Annotated in this window: 16 protein-coding genes; 6 read left to right on the top strand and 10 right to left on the bottom strand. The window is 66.2% G+C overall.

Translation table 11 applies throughout. The annotated features are described in order from the left end of the window. The first annotated feature begins 18 nt into the window (after positions 1 to 18). A complete protein-coding gene (locus TX79_RS15355) occupies positions 19 to 1,776 on the top strand; it encodes a Na+/H+ antiporter NhaC family protein (protein ID WP_049928530.1) in 1,758 nt (585 codons plus the stop codon). A gap of 130 nt (positions 1,777 to 1,906) precedes the next feature. Continuing rightward, on the top strand, positions 1,907 to 3,112 hold the full coding sequence (locus tag TX79_RS15360; protein WP_049928531.1) for a methionine adenosyltransferase: 1,206 nt from the start codon (positions 1,907 to 1,909) through the stop codon (positions 3,110 to 3,112). A 39-nt stretch (positions 3,113 to 3,151) separates the two neighbouring features. On the opposite strand, the gene TX79_RS15365 is transcribed toward TX79_RS15360, so the two are convergent. Beyond that, positions 3,152 to 3,712 carry a hypothetical protein gene (locus tag TX79_RS15365; protein ID WP_049928532.1) on the bottom strand — a complete coding sequence of 187 codons (561 nt, stop codon included), beginning with the start codon at positions 3,710 to 3,712 and terminating at the stop codon, positions 3,152 to 3,154. A 302-nt stretch (positions 3,713 to 4,014) separates the two neighbouring features. Between TX79_RS15365 and TX79_RS15370 the strand changes: the two genes are divergently transcribed. Next, on the top strand, positions 4,015 to 4,845 hold the full coding sequence (locus TX79_RS15370) for a hypothetical protein (RefSeq protein ID WP_049928533.1): 831 nt from the start codon (positions 4,015 to 4,017) through the stop codon (positions 4,843 to 4,845). Between the two features lie 152 nt (positions 4,846 to 4,997). On the opposite strand, the gene TX79_RS15375 is transcribed toward TX79_RS15370, so the two are convergent. Next, positions 4,998 to 6,392 (bottom strand): methyl-accepting chemotaxis protein, encoded by a 1,395-nt coding sequence (locus TX79_RS15375; RefSeq protein ID WP_081655610.1) that lies wholly within the window; start codon positions 6,390 to 6,392, stop codon positions 4,998 to 5,000. Positions 6,393 to 6,545: 153 nt separating this feature from the next. On the opposite strand from TX79_RS15375, the gene TX79_RS15380 reads away from it, so the two are divergent. The 3 genes from TX79_RS15380 (at position 6,546) to TX79_RS15390 (ending at position 9,209) form a co-directional block, all read left to right on the top strand. Further along, the gene (locus tag TX79_RS15380) at positions 6,546 to 7,724 is read left to right on the top strand and encodes a tRNA sulfurtransferase (protein WP_049928535.1); all 1,179 of its coding nucleotides are present in this window, start codon (positions 6,546 to 6,548) and stop codon (positions 7,722 to 7,724) included. 89 nt (positions 7,725 to 7,813) lie between these two features. Then, complete coding sequence (locus TX79_RS15385) at positions 7,814 to 8,527, top strand: DUF2270 domain-containing protein (protein WP_049928536.1); 714 nt, start codon at positions 7,814 to 7,816, stop codon at positions 8,525 to 8,527. A gap of 61 nt (positions 8,528 to 8,588) precedes the next feature. Next, positions 8,589 to 9,209, top strand: coding sequence for a DUF5804 family protein (locus TX79_RS15390; protein WP_049928537.1), 621 nt, complete (start codon positions 8,589 to 8,591; stop codon positions 9,207 to 9,209). A 63-nt stretch (positions 9,210 to 9,272) separates the two neighbouring features. Here TX79_RS15390 and TX79_RS15395 read toward each other — a convergent pair whose 3' ends face one another. The 8 genes from TX79_RS15395 to TX79_RS15430 form a co-directional block, all read right to left on the bottom strand. Continuing rightward, the gene (locus TX79_RS15395) at positions 9,273 to 9,992 is read right to left on the bottom strand and encodes a hypothetical protein (RefSeq protein WP_081655612.1); all 720 of its coding nucleotides are present in this window, start codon (positions 9,990 to 9,992) and stop codon (positions 9,273 to 9,275) included. Positions 9,993 to 10,120: 128 nt separating this feature from the next. Continuing rightward, positions 10,121 to 11,095, bottom strand: coding sequence for a PLP-dependent cysteine synthase family protein (locus TX79_RS15400; RefSeq protein WP_049928538.1), 975 nt, complete (start codon positions 11,093 to 11,095; stop codon positions 10,121 to 10,123). Between the two features lie 159 nt (positions 11,096 to 11,254). Next, positions 11,255 to 11,770, bottom strand: coding sequence for a gamma carbonic anhydrase family protein (locus TX79_RS15405; protein ID WP_049929221.1), 516 nt, complete (start codon positions 11,768 to 11,770; stop codon positions 11,255 to 11,257). Positions 11,771 to 11,856: 86 nt separating this feature from the next. Then, positions 11,857 to 13,038: a threonine synthase gene (locus TX79_RS15410; RefSeq protein WP_049928539.1), complete on the bottom strand. Its 1,182-nt coding sequence runs from the start codon at positions 13,036 to 13,038 to the stop codon at positions 11,857 to 11,859. A gap of 439 nt (positions 13,039 to 13,477) precedes the next feature. Continuing rightward, positions 13,478 to 13,828: a cupin domain-containing protein gene (locus TX79_RS15415; protein ID WP_049928540.1), complete on the bottom strand. Its 351-nt coding sequence runs from the start codon at positions 13,826 to 13,828 to the stop codon at positions 13,478 to 13,480. Further along, positions 13,825 to 14,616, bottom strand: coding sequence for an SDR family oxidoreductase (locus TX79_RS15420; protein ID WP_049928541.1), 792 nt, complete (start codon positions 14,614 to 14,616; stop codon positions 13,825 to 13,827). Before TX79_RS15420 ends, TX79_RS15415 begins: the two co-directional genes overlap by 4 nt. A gap of 100 nt (positions 14,617 to 14,716) precedes the next feature. Beyond that, positions 14,717 to 15,274: a carboxymuconolactone decarboxylase family protein gene (locus tag TX79_RS15425; protein ID WP_049928542.1), complete on the bottom strand. Its 558-nt coding sequence runs from the start codon at positions 15,272 to 15,274 to the stop codon at positions 14,717 to 14,719. A gap of 69 nt (positions 15,275 to 15,343) precedes the next feature. Then, positions 15,344 to 16,684, bottom strand: a complete 1,341-nt coding sequence (locus TX79_RS15430; protein ID WP_049928543.1) for an MFS transporter — start codon at positions 16,682 to 16,684, stop codon at positions 15,344 to 15,346. Positions 16,685 to 17,049: the final 365 nt, after the last annotated feature.

A 17,049-nucleotide genomic window follows, 5' to 3' on the forward strand; every position in this document is an offset into this window, starting at 1 on the left:
TTCGATGTCGAATCGGGTATGTCGGAGTTCGGGGCGCTCTCGCTCGTGCCGCCGCTACTCGCGATCGGACTGGCGATCGTCACCCGGCAGCCGATCCTGTCGCTCTTTCTGGGGATCTGGTCGGGCGGAATCCTGTACGCAGGCGGTCCCGATCCGCTCGCGGATCCAGGTGGCTGGCTCGCGGGCGTCGTTACGGCCGGTTTCGGAGTAGTACCGACGTTCGACTGGATCGTCGGCGGGATCATCGCCGACGAAGGGTTCCACGTCGAGATCCTGCTTTTCACGCTGCTGCTGGGCTCCGGCGTCGCGCTCATCTGGCGACTCGGGGGTGCCACGGCAGTCCACGAGTGGGCGACGGACCGCCTCGAGACCCAACGGTCCGTCGGTCTCGCGACGTGGGCGCTGGGGGTGCTCATGTTCTTCGACGACTACGCGAACACCGCCATCGTCGGCTCCACGATGCGCGAGGTCTCGGATCGGCTGCGGATCTCCCGCGAGAAACTCTCCTACATCGTCGACTCAACGGCCGCCCCTGTCGCGACGATCGGGCTCTCGAGTTGGGTCGCGTTCCAGCTATCGATGATCGGCGAAGGGTACGACGTCGTCGCCGAGGACCACGGCATCGAGACGCCGGGACTGTTCGAGACGTTCGTCCAGTCGATCCCCTACAACACGTACGCGCTGTTCGCGATCGTGATGGTGGGTATCGTCGTCCTCTCCGGACGGGACTACGGCGAGATGCTCGACGCCGAACACCGTTCGCGGGAGACGGGACGTGTCACCCGTGAGGACGCCCAGCCCCTCCAGCAGGTCGAGCGGGACCTCGGGTCGCCGATCGAGGACCGGCCCATGTTGGGGACGTTCTTCGTCCCCGTCGTCGTGTTGATCGCCGTCACTCTCTCCGGCGCGCTCTGGACGGGCTACGGGGGGTGGGTCGAGCTACAGGCCGAAGCTGATGCACCGACCTCGCTCGAGGCAGCGATGGCCGCGGAGGGGACGTTACAGGTGCTGGTCGACGTCATTGGTGAAGGCAACTTCGCGGGGGCGCTCGTCTGGGGCTCGTTCGCGATGGTCCTGACCGTAATCTGCATCGGGCTGGCCTACGACCTGTTCTCGCTCGGTGAGAGCGTCGATACGGTCCTGGACGGCTTTCGGCTGATGACTACCGCGGTGACGATCCTCGTGTTGGCCTGGGGCATCAGCGCGGTCGCCGAAGACCTCGGGACTGGAGACTACGTGGCGGGGGTCGCAGGGAACGTCGTCTCACCCGAACTGCTCCCGATCGTGGTCCTGCTCGTCTCGGCCGTCGTCGCGTTCACGATGGGCTCTTCGTGGGCGACGATGGGCGTCGTCACGCCCATCGCGATTCCCGTTGCCTACGAACTCACCGGCGGTTTCGACCTGATGCCGGTGATGGTCGGTGCGGTGTTCTCGGGGGCGATCTTCGGGGATCACACGTCGCCGATCTCGGATACGTCGGTCCTCTCCTCGACGTTTACCGGTGCCGACCTCATCGATCACGTCCGGACGCAACTGCCCTACGCGCTGACCGTGATACTCGTCGTCCTGGCGTGTTATGCCGTCTATGGCTACCTCGACGTCGGTCCGGTGATCTTCCTTCCTGGCGGCGTTCTCGCGCTCGTCGTGTTGGTCTACGGCCTCTCCGAACTCGACGCCGGTCGGAAAGGTGTCGAGCCAGCACCACCGGCGAGCGGCGTCGAGCCAGCGAGTGACGTCTCGAGCGCGACCGATGACCGACACGATTCGCAGGACTGATACGTTCGGCCTCCGCAGACCCACCTACCGTATCGATTCGGACGGCGTGGACGCATCGATTACTATAGCGTATTTTCTGGATTGATTTGTTTCCGCAAGTTATAGAACCTCGAGTCATCTATAGCCGCCAATGAGCGAGCGGAACATTCGGGTCGAGCCGATCGACCGTCAGGCTGTAGAGGATCAGGAGGTCGAAATCGTCGAGCGAAAGGGGATCGGGCACCCCGACTCCATCTGCGACGGCGTCGCCGAGAGCGTCTCGAGCGCGCTGGCCCGCGAGTACATCGACCGCGTCGGCGAGGTCTTGCACTTCAACACGGACGAGACCCAGCTCGTCGCGGGCGAGGCCGCGCCCGCGTTCGGCGGCGGCGAGGTCGTCGATCCCATCTACCTGCTGATCGTCGGTCGCGCGACCAAACACTACGGGGACCAGACGATCCCCGCCGAAACGATCGCGCTGCGGGCCGCCCGCGAGTACCTCGAGGAGACGGTACCCTATCTCGAGGTCGGCGAGGACATCGTCGTCGACGTCAAACTCGGGGAAGGAAGCGGCGACCTGCAGGAGGTCTTCGGCGAGGACGAGGTGTCCGTCCCCATGGCCAACGACACGAGTTTCGGCGTCGGCCACGCGCCCCTGACGGAGACCGAGCAGATCGTGCTCGAGGCCGAGCGCCGCCTGAACGGCGAGTTCGCCGCGGAGAACCCCTACCTCGGCCCCGACGTGAAGCTGATGGGCAAACGCGAAGGCGACCGGATCGACGTCACCGTCGCGGCGGCGATGATCGACGAACACGTCCCGGACATGGACGCCTACGTCGACGCCGTCGAATCGGTCCGCGAGTTCGTCGAGGACGTCGCACACGAACACACCGACCGCGAGGTGACCGTCCACGTCAACACGGCCGACGACTACGAAGAAGGATCGATCTACCTCACCGTCACGGGTACCTCCGCCGAGCAGGGCGACGACGGCTCCGTCGGCCGCGGCAACCGCGCCAACGGGCTCATCACGCCCAACCGTTCGATGTCGATGGAGGCCACGAGCGGCAAGAACCCCGTCAACCACATCGGGAAGATCTACAACCTGCTCTCGACCGAAATCGCCGAACAGGTCGTCGCCGACGTCGACGGCATCCGCGATCTGCGCGTTCGACTCCTCTCGCAGATCGGCCGTCCGATCGACCAGCCCCACGTCGCCGACGTCCACGTCGTCACCGAAGACGACGTCGCCCTCTCCGACGTCGAAGGAGACGTCGAGGCCATCGTCGACGACGAACTCGCGAACGTCACCGACATCACCCGTCGAGTCATCGACGGCGAACTCTCGACGTTCTAACGTCGGCCGTTAGCACCTTCTGCCTGTGGTGACGGCCGATCAGAAGTTCGTTACCTTCGCCTGAATCCGGCCGTCGTCGATTTCCGTCTCGTCGTCCGCGAGGTGTTCGGCCAACTCACTGCGCGAGAGGTCGTCACTGCGTTGCAGATAGGCCAGTTCGGTCAGCGACAGCGACTCGCCGCCCTCGAGGCGGTCGAGCAGCGTCTCCGTCGACAGCGAGTGATAGGTCCGCTCGAAGGTGACCGACGCCGACCGATCGCGTTTCGCTTCGGCGACGTTGATCCCCTCGCCCAGGAGTTCCTCGACCGCGAAGTCGGTGTCTTCGACCCCCAGATAGAGGAAGGCGATCGCCGAAACGAGCGCGTCGTAGGCCGCCGGCCCGTCGAGTTCGTCGAACTGCTTCTCGAAGACGAGACGCCGATCCCGTTCCGGGAGGTGTTCGATCAACACCTCGAAGTCACGGATCGACTCGCGAACGCGGTTCCGGATCCGACTGCGCGCGTTTCGTTCGGATTGGTCGCTCGCCAGTTGCGTCTCTCCGCGCAGGTACGCGCGGTCCGCCGGCGTCAGGATTCCTCGATCTCGTTCGCCGCCCTTCATAACCTGTTTCGGAGTATGTATGCGGTATCATAAATATATACGTAATCCATATCGGGTTATACCTGGTGATAGTGTCGGATATATTTCACAGGAGTTATGTCTCTCGGCGAGGGATCGGTTCTCGAGAACGAGACGCCGGTCGCACGGGTCGACGCGTGCGATCGGGAGCGACGCAGTCTCTGGCAGGGCTGTCCTCCCGATCGCCGACGGACGGAACGACTTCCGCCCCACGTTTCGGTGGGGCGAGCGGCCACATAGCGTTTGCTGTCTTCGGACCGGCGTCCACGCCGTTCTCGCCCACCATGACGGTACTCGAAACCCCACCACAGACCGATCGTATCGACTCCGAACCGTCGCTGGAACTCGTCGGTCGCGTCGACGACCTCAGGGCGGCGCTGGACGTTCTCGGAACCGTCGTCGACGAGTGTCTGCTACGCTGGCGACCGGACGGCATTCACGTGACCGCGGTCGATCCCGCACTCGTCGCCATGGTCGACCTCGAGCTGCCTGCCGACGCCTTCGAGTACTACTCGGCCGGGGACCGGGCGATCGGCGTCGACCTCAAGCGACTCGACGAGGTCCTGTCACTCGCCGATCGGGAGCGAGCCGTTCGATTCACGGGCTATCCCGACCAGGGATCGCTCCGAATCGAGAGCGGCGACCTCGAGTACGCGATCGGATTGCTCGATCCAGACGCGATCCGAACGCCGCCGTCGCCCGAGGAGTTCGACCTCGACGGCGTCGAGCGGGCAACCGTCGGCACGACGGGCCGGCGGATCGGAGCGGCGGTCCGTGCGGCGGAGACGGTCGCGGACTTCCTCGAGATCGGCGTCGTACCGGGCACTGATCCCACGTTTTACGTAGCGGCCGCCGGCGATACGGACGAGATGGTCCTCTCCGTGGCCGAGGACGAACTGCGATCGATCTCGACTGCCGAGTGTGACCAGTCGACGGACGCGATTCGATCGTTGTTCTCGGTACAGTACTTGCGCGAATTCGAGCGGGCGCTCCCGGCGGACGCGGACGTCCGAGTTCGGGTCGCAACGGAGGCACCGCTCGAGATTCGGTTCGACGTCGCGGCGGGTGAGGGAGCGGTCACGTATCTCCTCTCCCCACGGATTCGCCAGCAGTGAACCACCTCGGGGGCAAGCTCCGAGCCACTCGGCTTGCTCCGCCTGTAGCCGGTCGCCACAAGGCCTCGAGTTCTGCCGGCGAGGCTCCGCCGGAGAGCCTGATACGCGGCCGGTGTCGGGCAGACCGACGGTGACGCCCTGCTCGAGGGACGTCAGTCGGCGGAGTCGGCCCGCGAGTCCGCCGCGTTCGAGAGCCGTCCGACAGTCGATCGAACGGCGGCAACGCTCTCGCGTTGGTCCTGGGTCGCGTCCGCGATCGTCTCGAGTTCGTCCCGGAGGAGGCTCATCTCGTCGACGGCCGTATCGACCGTCGCGGCGATCTCCTCGCTGCCGGCCGACTGGTCGTCGATCGCCGTCGCTACCTCGTCGACGCCCGTCGCCACGTCGTCGACCGCGGCCGCGATGTCGTCGAGTCGCTCGAGCGCCCCCTCGACGCGGTCGACTCCCTCGTCGATGCGTTCGGTCGTCGTCTCTAGCCCGTCGGCGGTGTCCTCGATTTCCGCTTGAATCTCCTCGATCGTCGACTCGATGCGGCCGGCTTGCTCCTGGGTGTCCTCGGCCAGCGATTTGACCTCGCTGGCGACGACGGCGAACCCGGCTCCCTCCTCGCCCGCCTGGGCGGCCTCGATCTGGGCGTTCAGCGCGAGGATGTTCGTCTGGTTGGCGATGTCGTCGATTACGTCGACGATGCCTCCGATCTCGTCGATGCTCTCGCGGAGCGAACCCATGTCCTCGGAGACCGTTTCGGCGGCCTCGGAGACCTGGGTCATCGTCTCGATGGCGTCCGTCGCCGACTCCGACCCTTCGTCGGCCAACTCGGCGGCCTCGTCGCTGGTTCGCTGGACGTTCTCGGTCGTCGATGCGATCTCCTCGATCGTCGCGCTCTGGTTCGAGACCTCCGTCGCGATCGTCTCCATGCGTTCGACCTCCTCGACGCCGAGGTCGTGGATCCGGTCGATCGTCTCCGCGATCGATTCCGTATGGGCCTCGAGGTCGATGACCTCGGACTCGACCTCGTTGGAGACGGTTTCCTGGAGTCGTTCGTGCTCCTGGCGCTGGTGAACGAACTCCGTCACGTCGGGGGTCGCCTCGAACGCACCCACCGGCTGACCGTTCGGATCCCGAAGCGGGACAGCGTACACCTGGTGGTACCGGTCGGAGTGAGGAACGGTCCGCGTTTCGTCCTCCTGGACCGTCTCGTTGCGCCGGATGACCGTCTCCGCGAGGGTCTCGTCTTCGCCTTCCGTTTCGAAGATCTCGTAAGCGTTCTCGCCGAGGACGTCTTCGGGCGCGGTCCCGTTGAGGTCCTCCATCGCCCCGTTCCAGTTCGTGATCTCCCCGTCCGCGGCCACCGCGAACGCCCCTTCCGGGAAACTCGCGATTAGTTGGGCGTACAGTGACCGCCAGAAGTCACGCTCCGCGCGAAGCCGCTCTCGTTCGTCGACTGATTCCGTCTCGAGCGAGTCGAGAAACGGTTCGATTAGCGCCGACTCGCCCTGGCTGTAGTCGGCGGTCTCGACTCCCCCATCACTACTGGTACTCGCCATTACACAGGACACAATATGCTGGATATTTAACCACTCCGGCCGATTCGCGTCCGGGACCCCCCGAACGACGGGGCCGGAGAGGGGAGCCGATTCGTCGGCGGCGACCACCGGTCCTCGTAATTCCCTTATAGCTACCCTCGTCTACTGGTGTCTATGCACCCTCCGGGAGCCGATACGGTCCTCGTCCGCCACGGGGATCTCAATACCAAAAGCACCACCGTCAAGCGGTACATGGAGGGCATCCTCGTGGAGAACCTCGAGGCGATGCTCGACGACCGCTCGATCCCCGGCGACGTCGAGCGTCGCTGGAACCGGCCGTTGATCCACACCTCCGCGGACGCCGTCGAAGACGCCACCGCGGCCGCCGCGGACACGTTCGGCGTCGTCTCCGCGAGCGCCTGCCGGACGGTCAGCACCGAGAAGGAACGGATTCTCGAGGCGCTGGCCGAAACCGCCCGCGCTCACTACGACGGTGGCGCGTTCGCGATCGACGCCCGTCGAGCGACCACGGATCTCCCGTACGACAGCGACGAACTGGAACGCGACGGCGGCAACGCCGTCTGGGAGGCCGTCGAGGACGAGTTCGACCCCGAGGTCGACCTCGAGGACCCCGATCTCACGTTCGGCGTCGAGGTTCGGGAGGACGCGGCGTTCGTCTATCTCGAGGCGGTTCCCGGCCCGGGTGGGCTTCCGCTCGGCTCCCAGGAACCGGTCATCGCGATGGTCAGCGGCGGCATCGACTCGCCCGTCGCGGCCTACGAGGTGATGAAACGCGGTAGCCCGATCGTTCCCGTCTACGTCGACCTGGGTGCCTACGGCGGGGTCGATCACGAGGCGCGTGCGATGGAGACCGTCCGAACCCTCTCGCGGTACGCGCCGAACTTCGACATGCGCGTCTACGAGATTCCGGGCGGCGAGACGGTCGACCACCTCGTCGAGGAGATGGAGAAAGGGCGGATGCTCTCCCTGCGGCGCTTTTTCTACCGGGCCGCGGAGGTGTTGGCCGAACGGGTGGACGCCCACGCCATCGTCACCGGCGAGGCTATCGGCCAGAAGTCCAGCCAGACGATGCAGAACCTCGCCGTGACGAGTCGCGCGACGGACCTGCCCATCCACCGCCCGCTGCTCACCCGTGACAAACAGGACATCGTCGCCCAGGCCCGCGAGATCGGCACCTTCTCGCAGGCGACGATCGACGCCGGCTGTAACCGCGTCGCGCCCGATCGCGCCGAGACCAACGCTCGCCTCGAGCGCCTGCTCGAGAACGAACCCGACGACCTCTTCGAGAGGGCCGAGACGGCGGCGAAACACGCGGAACTCGTCGATCCCTGACGCGCCCCGTCCCGATGTGCCCCGGGGTGGCCCGCGCGGCCGTCGTCTCACGGTGGCAGTACTTTACGCGGTTCTCTGGAACGGACCCTATGGCGGACGACTCCCACGACGACGGCCCCCTCGAGCGTGACGATCAGGAGATCGGTGCGGCGGTCGCCGACGACGCCGACGCCCTGCTCGACGCGCTCCCGCACTACTACCGCGGCGAAGTCTCGCAGGCCAACAGCGCCCAGGATCGGATCGACCAGACGACCAACTGGGCGATCACCGTGCTGGTCGCGTTGCTCTCGGTCGTCTTCTCGAGTCCCGACATGCCGGCGTACCTGCTGTTGATCGGACTGATCGCGCTCTCGATCTTCCTCTCGTACGAGGTACGCCGCTACCGCTTTTTCGACATGTACCGTGCTCGCGTTCGGTTCTTCCAGGAGAACGTGTACGCGAACGCCCTCGAACCCGTCGGGACCGAACACCCGCGCTGGCGCGAGGAGTTGAGCGACGACCTCCGGTACCCGACGTTCAAGGTGAGCGCTCGAGAGGCGCTCTCCCGGCGGATTCGGCGTATTTACGGCCTCCTGTTCGCCGTGATCGGGGTCGCCTGGGTCGCGAAGGTGACGCTCTTTACCCCGGAGACGCAGTGGACGGAGGCCGCCGAACTCCCTGGCGTGCCCGGCGTCGTCGTCGCCGGGTCGTTGCTCGCCTTCTACGTCGCCATCGTCGTCCTCGCGAAGTGGCCCGGCCGACGACAGGCGAAAGGCGAGGTGTACGGCGAGGAGCCCGGCGAGTGGAAGGCAAACGACGACTGATCCCCGTCACCCGTAGTCGGAGACGAAATTGACATTACGGAACCGCTCACAGTAGCAGCTAGTGACCCGCGTCTGTCTCATCGGGGATGCCGACTGTAACCTCCAGTACGAACTCCTCTCGCGGGAGACGTCGCGGGAGGCGCTCGCGACGTACGACCTGACGCGGCCGTTCGAAAATTCGCTCGCGGTCCGGACCGTCAGCGTCGGTGCGGCCGTGTCGCTGTTGAACGACCTCGACTGGTATCTCACCCGGTTCGTCGACGAGGCACTCGTCCTCGAGCCGAGCGTCAGCGAGGACGAGTGGCTCTCGCGGGAGCTCGCACGCGACCTGCGAAACGGCGACGTCGATCCCGAAGCCACCGCCGAGTTCTGCAAAATATACGGTCTCGAAGCGCTCGACGACGGTCCGTCCGACGCCGGGGAGTCGGCCGGTGACTCGAGCGAGACCGATCGCGCGGACGCCGACGAGCGGAACGGGGACGAGCACGCGGACTCGAGCGGAGACGACGGCGAGGAAACCGCGACCGACGACGCGGATCGGGCACGCAGAAGCGGCCCGTCGTGGCGGCTGGTCGAACCGCTGTACGTTCGCCGGACGGGCAGCGATCTGCCGGAGTACGACCTGCGGGACGTCGACGAGACGCTCGTCGTCCGCGTGACCGAAGCCGAACACACGCCGTAGCAATCGGCGTTCGCTCCGGCCGGTCGTCTACCGTGGTCGTTCTACTCGACGTCGTCCGCCTGCTTACTCGTCTCCACCGTCGGACTCGATACCGGTGTCGCTCTCGGAATCGCGGGCGCTCGCGATGCTGATTCCGCGGGTCCGTCCGTCGCGGTCGGTGATGGTCGCCGAGACCGTCAGTTCCGTCGTCGGGACGCGAACCAACTGGCCGACGGTCGTCTCGGCCTGTGCGCAGGCCTCGTCCGGCGTCGATTCGTCGTGAACGGCGGCACGGACCTCGAGTTCGTCGTCCTCGAACGAGAGGCCCTCGAGGGACATCGTGTGACAGAGGTTCGGCGCGTCGGCCTCCAGGGCGACGAGCACCTGCTCCTCGAAGTCGGTCTCGTCGACGAACTCCGCGGTCTCGTCCAGGTTCCGCTGTTCGACCCACTCGGACGCCTGGTCGGCGTCGTCGATCAGTTCGACGTCGGGCTCAGTCGGCACGTTCGGGTGTGAGAACCCCGTCGACTCGAGGGACGCCTGGTCGGCGTCCGTCTCACCCTCTGCCGATCCGTCGCTCTCGTCGTCTCCGTCCTCGGCGTCGCTCTCGTCGGACTCGCCCCCGTCGTCCGACCCGTCGGTCTCGTTGCCTGCGTCGCCGTCGGTGTCGTCGCCGCTCGTTTCGGTGCCGTCGCCGGTGTTACCGCCGGTCGCTGGATCACTACCTTCGTCGAGACAGCCGGCACTGACCGCGGCGAGGCCGGCGGCTCCACACAGCAGGGTTCGTCGGGATAGGTCCGTCATTATCGGAGTCAACGATCCCGGTTCAAAAAACGGTTCGCCAAACTGAAAGAGTGATTTTGCCTACGGTGACAACCGAAACTGCTTACACGCGATCGGACGACCGCTGTCCGATCGGGTCGGTGACCGCGCTAGTCGAACAGTCCAGTCGAGAGGTATCGCTCGCCGTTGTCCGGGAACACCGTCACTACGAGCGGACAGTCCTCGACGTCCTGGCCGCCGTCGGTCTCGGGGACTGCCGGTTCGTCGAACGCGCCGGTGACGGTCGGACAGTCACGGTCCGGATCCGCGATTTCGCTCGCGACCTGCTGGGCGACCAGGCTGGTCGCGCCGCTGGACTGGCCGACGAGAATTCCCTCCTCGCGAGCGAGTCGGCGACACTCCCGTTCGGCGTCCTCGATCGCGACGGTCTCGACGCGATCGATCAGGTCGCGATCGAGGTTCTCGCTGACGAACCCCGGCCCCATCCCTTGGAAGTCGTCGTCGCCGGCCTCGCCGGTCGAGAGGACGGCGTTGCGCTCGGGTTCGACGGCGACGACCTCCATCTCGGGGAACGCCTCCTGGAGCCGTCTCCCGGTGCCCGAGATGGTGCCGCCGGTGCCGACGCCCGCGACGAAGGCGTCGATCTCGCGGTCGCCGACCTGTTCGACGATCTCCTCGCCGGTCGTACGATAGTGCGCCTCGGGGTTCGCGGGATTCTCGAACTGGCCGAGCTGGGTCGCACCTTCGGCCTCGAGTTCGTCGGCGCGCTCGCGCGCGTCGGTCATGTCGCCCTCGACGAGTTCGAGGTCCGCCCCGTAGGCGGCCATGATCCGGCGGCGCTCCTCGGATTTGTCCGCGGGCATGACGATCGTCAGGTCGTACCCCCGCGCGGCGGCGACGAGCGCGAGGCCGATCCCGGTGTTGCCGCTGGTCGGTTCCACGAGTCGGTCGCCCGGTTCGATCCGGCCCTCACGTTCGGCGGCCCGGATCATCTCCAGTGCGGGCCGGTCCTTCGCCGACCCGCCGGGGTTGAACGACTCGACCTTCGCGGCGACGATTGCCCCTTCGGGCGAGTCGACCTGGACGAGCGGCGACCCGATGGTGTCCAGAATGCTCCCGTTCATTGCCGATTCGTAACGAGTCGAGCCGTAAACTGTTTGCTGTCCCGGCGACAGTGGCGACCGGCTCAGGCGTCCACGCGCACCGAGTCGACTCGAGATCGGACCACGGGACGAGCCGATCGGCGTCGACGCGCCCGACTGCGACGATCCGACGGTCGCGGATCACTCGAAGAGATCACCGTGGCGCTGGGCGAGGTTCGTGTAGTCGCCCGACGAGAAGTCCTCGAAGATCGCCTCGGGGTCGATCGTCGTCTCCTCGAGCGGCGTGATCTCGGCGGGGACGCCCCGGACGAACGACTCCGGTGGGATGTCGTACTCGTCGGGAATGACGGTGCCAGCGGCGACGACCGAGCCTCGGCCGACCGTCGCGTCGGTGTTGACGGTCGCGTTGAACCCGACCAGCGCGTTGTCTTCGACCGTCGCCTCGTTCAGAACCGCCCCGTGTCCGACCATCACGCGGTCAGCGAGCCGCGAGGCGTGGATCGTCGCGTTGTCCCCGACGTGGGTGTGCGACCCGATCCGAACCGGTCCGATGTCGCCCCGGAGGACGACGCCCGGCCAGACGCTGGCCCCGGACGCGACCTCGACGTCGCCCACGAGCACCGCGTCACGGCTCACTGCGGCCTCGTCGTCGATCGACGGCTCCGCCCCCTCGAACGCGTAACGTCGGCTGTCCATAGCCGAGGCGTCCACGAGCAACGACATAACGGTAGTTCAGCTTGCCGTGACTGTTCCACAGTACCACACCTGTCTCGAACCGCGGCTCACTCCCCAACGATCGCGTCGAGTTCCGTCTCGAGGTCCGCCAGGTCGATCGTCCGCGTCCGTTGGCCGACGTCGGTCTGGAGCCGTTCCGTGTAGCCCGATCCGGTGAGGATCGTCACGACTTCGTCGTCTGCCGCCAACTCGCCGTCCCGGCTCAGTTTTCGCACTCCGGCGAGCGCGACGGCGCTCGATGGTTCGACCGAGATGCCGGCCGTCGTCGCCAGTTCGGCCATCGCCGCGCGTGTCTCGTCGTCGGTGACGGAGACGGCCCCGCCGCCGGTTTCGCGGACGGCCCTGAGGGCTCGCGTACCGCTCGGCGGATCGCTGTTCGCGATCGAGACCGCGATGGTCTCGTCGGCGTCGACCGCCGTGACCGTCCCCCGACCCTCGCGATACGCGGTCGCGATGGGATCGCAAGGGGCCGCCTGGGCCACGTAGATCCGGGGCACCTCGTCGATCAGTCCCGCCCGCTCGAGTTCGCGGAGGCCCTTCCAGACGCCGCTTGCGTGGCCGCCGCTGCTCGTCGGCAGGACGATAGCGTCGGGCACCGACGGCGCGAACGCCTCGAGGATCTCGTAGGCGGTCGTCTTCTGGCCGGCGACCCGCAACGGGGTGTCGGAGTTGACGAACGCGACGTCGGCCTCCAGCGAGAGCGTATCGGCGTACAACTGGCCGTAATCTCCCTCGACGCGGAAGACGTGCGGATCGTGACGGGCGATCAGTTCGAGCCGTTCGGGCGGCGTCTCCGACGGGACGAAGACGGCACACTCGAGGCCGGCGGCGGCCGCGTAGGCGCTCGTGCTCAGGGCCATGTTGCCGTGGGAGACGGTGCCGACCCAGTCGTAGCCCGCCCGCGCGGCGTATCCGACGCCGACGGCGCTGCCGCGGTCCTTGAAACTCCCCGTCGGATTACAGCCCTCGACCTTCAGCGAGACCTGGCACCCGGCGAACGCGTCGACCCGTTCCGCACGGACCAGCGGCGTACCACCTGGCTCGACCCCGACTCGCTCGACCGTCGGGAGGACGTCCGCGTAGCGCCAGCTATCGTCGATTCCGCCGCCGGGCCACTCGAAGTCGCCGACGTCGGTCTCGAGCCAAAGGGTTTCACCACACGTACAGTGCGCCTGCTCGCCGAGTTCGTAGTCGTTTCCGCAGTCGTAACAGCGCACACGATCGGTCATCTATCGCGTCGATCACGCCGCACGAATAAAATCATTCGTGTTTAAATACTATTGGGGTACTATATCATAACCGATAGTTTTGGAGAGGGTCAGATCCCGACACCGTCGATCGGAGAATCGATCGGCCGTCTACGCCAGATATGCGTCCGGTAAAGTACTTTTTCGGTTCGTATTCTGACGTTCGTCTCGAGTGGTTCGTGACTCGCCGGTCGTGGCAGCCTTCGGAGTGTACCCGGGACAGAACCGTCCGGTTCTGGCCGGTCACAGTCTCCATATCGGTTATTATCGGGATCGACTCCGGCGACGACCGGTACGACAACCGACTGATGACTTATCGGAACCTATCTGTTTCACATTCAGATGCTTGATCTGATAATTGTTCTTCGATAGTGCGGATCAGACGGACGAGTCGCCTGCCGAATCGACCCCGCAGAGGGCCTTACTCTTCGCGATCCGTCCAGAAGTCGAACGACCGACCGGGCGCGAAGACGTCGAGGCCGACGGCCAGTTCGTCGCCGGTGTTCTCGACCTTGTGGGGTTCGTCGGACTCGAGCCAGACGGAGTCGTACTGCTGGAGGGTGACCGACTCGCCGTCCTCGTTGGTGACGGTGAGTTCGCCCTCGAGGCAGAGACACACCTGCTCGTTCTCGTGGTGGTGCATCGGCGAACTGTGGCCCGGCGGCTTCTCGAACCACTCGAAGCTGAACGCGTCGCTGCCCGCGAGCGAGCGCCGCTGCCACCCCTCGTCGGGTTCGTAGGTCTCGGCGTCGTCGAAGTCGACGGGCTTCATAGGTTCGCCCCCGTGGAACCGCCGTCGATCACGATGCTATCGCCGTTGATGAAGCCCGAGACCGGCGAGGAGAGGTACGCGACCGTGTTGCCGAGTTCCATCGGGTCGCCGACGCGCTCGAGCGGGTTGCCGGCCCAGTCGTCCAGGCCCTCCTCGTAGGAGTCGTACTCGTCGCGCTCGACGGCCTGCTCCACGAGGTCCTGGATGCGCGAGGTCTCGTGGGGGCCGGGCAACACCGCGTTGGCCCGCACGTCGGGAGCGAACTCCTGGGAGAGGGTCTTCTCGAGGCCGATGACGCTCATCCGGACGGAGTTCGAGAGGACGAGGCTGTCGAGGGCCTCCTTGACGCTGCGGGAGGTGATGTTGACGATGGTACCCGTCTCCTCGCCCTCGCTCAGGTACGGTTCGGCCTCGCGGGCGAGTCGAACGACGCTCATTACGAGCAGGTCGTAGGCGTGATACCAGTCCTCGTCGTCGGTCTCGAGGAACGGGCCCGAAGGCGGGCCGCCGGCGCTGGTGACGAGGTGGTCGATCGTGCCGAACTCGTCGACGGTCGTCTCGACCAGTCGCGTGAGGTCGTCTTCGTCGGTCAGGTCGCCCTGCTGGGTGACGACCTCGCCGGTCGCGACCGCCTCGATCTCCGCCTTGGCGTCCTCGAGGCGGTCCTCGTCGCGCCCGTTGATGACGACGTTCGCTCCCTCGCGGGCCAGCGCCGTCGCCGAGGCCTTCCCGAGCCCGCTCGAGGAGGCCGTTACCAGTGCCGCGTTGCCGTCGATCTGTAGGTCCATCTCGTGCGTAGTGCCCCACGAGAAGGGAAAAAAGATTGTCGTTGCGGTAACCTCTGTGTCGCCGGCCGTGACCGGAGCAACGGCGAACTTTCGTCCGTCATTACGAGAGCGTCGGTGCGTCCTCGCCCGGGTTTACCTCCAGGGCGTTGAGGACGACGGCGAGCATGCTGTAGTAACCGAACGTCGCGGCCAGTTCCGTCACGCCGGTATCGCCGAGGCGCTCGGCTACCGGCTGGAAGGTCGCGTCCGACACCTCGTTCTCCCGGAGGAGTTCGCGGCCGAAGCGGACGATCCGGGCCTCGCGATCCTCGAGGTCGTCGAGGTCCGCCCGCGTTTCGACCGCCTCGATGGCGGCGTCGCTGACCCCCTCCTCGCGGGCGATCGGTTCGTGGGTCGCCCACTCGAAGGCGCAGTCGTGTTCGCGGGCCGTCGTGACGATCGCGAGTTCCCGTACGTCGCCGGGGAGTTTGCTCTCGAAGCGGACGTAGGTTCCCAGATGGCCCGTTCGGCCGGCGATCTCCGGACTGTTCAGCAGGACGCCGAACGGGCCGATGACCTGCCCGCGACTCTCGACGATCCGCTCGTAGTTGTGGTGCTGGTCGGCGGGGAGGTCGGCTTTCGAGTCGAGAAACGGAACTCTCGGTGCGTCGTCGGGCATGCACGGATCTGCGACGGCCGGCCACATGTATCGTTCGGCGGTCGACGGGAAACGCCCGATCGCGGCCACTCAGGCGGTCCGCCGGGAGAGCGAGTAGAAGCCGACGGCGATGATCCCGCCGACGACGGCGATCAGCGGGAACGCGACCGCGATGCCGTACTCGGTCGCCACGTAGCCGAACATCGCGGGTCCGGCGGCGCTTCCGGCCGAGGACGCCGTCTGCGTGACCCCGAAGATGCTCCCGCTGGCCTCGGTCGTCGCGTACTCCGAGATCAGCGCGTTCTTGATCGGCGTACAGCCGTAGACAGCCAGTCCGAGGAGGGCGAACAGGACCACGAGGAGTCCGGCTACCATCCAGTCGACCAGCGCGCCCTCGATCACGACGACCAGGATCGTCGACAGCAACAGCAGTGAGGTGGTGATCGCGGCGAGTGCACCCAGTCGGCCGCGGTCGAACCGGTCGGCCAGGCTGCCGACCCAGATGGACGACACCGCGCTGGCCGACAGCATCACGAAGAAGACGCCGTTGGCCATCGAGGTCCCCTGTCCGACGCCGTCGGCGACGAAACCCGTGGCGAACGTCTGGATCGAGCGGATCTGTAGCGAGACGAGCAGGGTGACCAGTGAGACGAGCACGATTCCAGGGGTGAGTTCGAACCGGAGGACGCGCCGGAACCAACCCTGCAGTCGCGACGAGCCGCCACCGTCGCCGGTCGATCGACCCGACCCGTGCGCGTCCGTGGCGGCTGTTGGCTCGTCGTCGGTGCTCGAGGGATCGGTCTCGCAGTCCGGCGACTCGTCGACTGCCCCACCGTCGGGCGTGGTCGCCGGCGGCGTCCGGTAGAGAAACTGGAACGCGACCGTGAAGCCGATCCCGACGCCTGCCGCGACGAGCAAGGCCGTACGCCAGTGGAACAGTGCCGCGATACCGCCGATGATCACCGGCGCGCTCGCGACGCCGATCTGGCCGCCGAGGCCGAAGACGCCCATCGCCTTCCCCTCGGTATCGTTCGTCTCGCTGTCGCTGATCATCGCCATCCCGGCCGGGTGGTAGGTGCTGCCGGCGATTCCCATCAGTACTTTCGCCACCAGAAGGACCTCGTAGCTCCGGGCCGTACTGGCGACGAGGAGTCCGATCGCCATCCCGACCAGGCCCCAGACGAGGAGGCGTTTCTTCCCGATTCGGTCGGCGATCATCCCCGCGGGTAGCTGGAAGATCGAGTACATCGCGTAGAAGACGGTCAGCAGCAGCCCCGCCGCCGCGTACGTGATCTCGAGATCCGTCACTAGCAGCGGGATGATCGGCGGGATAACGAGCCCGTAGAACTCGTTGATTCCGTGGGAGAGGCTGACGAGCGCGACGTTGCGCGGCCGTTCGATTCCTCGGTAGTCGTCGATCAGTTCGCGCATCGTCCCCTCCTCGTCGCTCGAGCAGCACTCGGTCGAATCGCCATCGTTAGTGGGGTTCGGTCCCACGGCCCAATGAGTGTACGGATTCGCGGCAACGGGTTCCACACTCCGGTCGTCCGGCGACGCCGACCGAAGTCCGACACCAGGATTTCCGTTTCGTTGGTCGAACTCGAGGCCATGGTACGCGACGATTCGTCCCTCCAGCACGGCGTAGAGGGGCGGCTCATCCGTGGCGGGACGAGCTAGGGGTTCTTCGCGACGCCGGACGTGTTTCCGACCGATCCCGACGACCGAGACGAGGTGATCATGGAACTGTTCGGGACGCCCGATCCGGTACAGGTCGACGGCCCCGACCGACTCGAGTG

The organism is Halopiger goleimassiliensis (genome assembly GCF_000455345.1).
Taxonomy (GTDB): Archaea; Halobacteriota; Halobacteria; order Halobacteriales; family Natrialbaceae; genus Halopiger_A; species Halopiger_A goleimassiliensis.

Bases quoted from the DNA above. Each gene is read 5' to 3' on its own strand.
- TX79_RS15355 (WP_049928530.1), top strand. From the start codon at position 19: ATGTCGGAGTTCGGGGCGCTCTCGCTCGTGCCGCCGCTACTCGCGATC.
- TX79_RS15365 (WP_049928532.1), bottom strand. From the start codon at position 3,712: ATGAAGGGCGGCGAACGAGATCGAGGAATCCTGACGCCGGCGGACCGC.
- TX79_RS15400 (WP_049928538.1), bottom strand. From the start codon at position 11,095: ATGAACGGGAGCATTCTGGACACCATCGGGTCGCCGCTCGTCCAGGTC.
- TX79_RS15360 (WP_049928531.1), top strand. From the start codon at position 1,907: ATGAGCGAGCGGAACATTCGGGTCGAGCCGATCGACCGTCAGGCTGTA.
- TX79_RS15415 (WP_049928540.1), bottom strand. From the start codon at position 13,828: ATGAAGCCCGTCGACTTCGACGACGCCGAGACCTACGAACCCGACGAG.
- TX79_RS15420 (WP_049928541.1), bottom strand. From the start codon at position 14,616: ATGGACCTACAGATCGACGGCAACGCGGCACTGGTAACGGCCTCCTCG.
- TX79_RS15410 (WP_049928539.1), bottom strand. From the start codon at position 13,038: ATGACCGATCGTGTGCGCTGTTACGACTGCGGAAACGACTACGAACTC.
- TX79_RS15385 (WP_049928536.1), top strand. From the start codon at position 7,814: ATGGCGGACGACTCCCACGACGACGGCCCCCTCGAGCGTGACGATCAG.
- TX79_RS15375 (WP_081655610.1), bottom strand. From the start codon at position 6,392: ATGGCGAGTACCAGTAGTGATGGGGGAGTCGAGACCGCCGACTACAGC.
- TX79_RS15430 (WP_049928543.1), bottom strand. From the start codon at position 16,684: ATGCGCGAACTGATCGACGACTACCGAGGAATCGAACGGCCGCGCAAC.
- TX79_RS15370 (WP_049928533.1), top strand. From the start codon at position 4,015: ATGACGGTACTCGAAACCCCACCACAGACCGATCGTATCGACTCCGAA.
- TX79_RS15380 (WP_049928535.1), top strand. From the start codon at position 6,546: ATGCACCCTCCGGGAGCCGATACGGTCCTCGTCCGCCACGGGGATCTC.
- TX79_RS15395 (WP_081655612.1), bottom strand. From the start codon at position 9,992: ATGACGGACCTATCCCGACGAACCCTGCTGTGTGGAGCCGCCGGCCTC.
- TX79_RS15405 (WP_049929221.1), bottom strand. From the start codon at position 11,770: ATGGACAGCCGACGTTACGCGTTCGAGGGGGCGGAGCCGTCGATCGAC.
- TX79_RS15425 (WP_049928542.1), bottom strand. From the start codon at position 15,274: ATGCCCGACGACGCACCGAGAGTTCCGTTTCTCGACTCGAAAGCCGAC.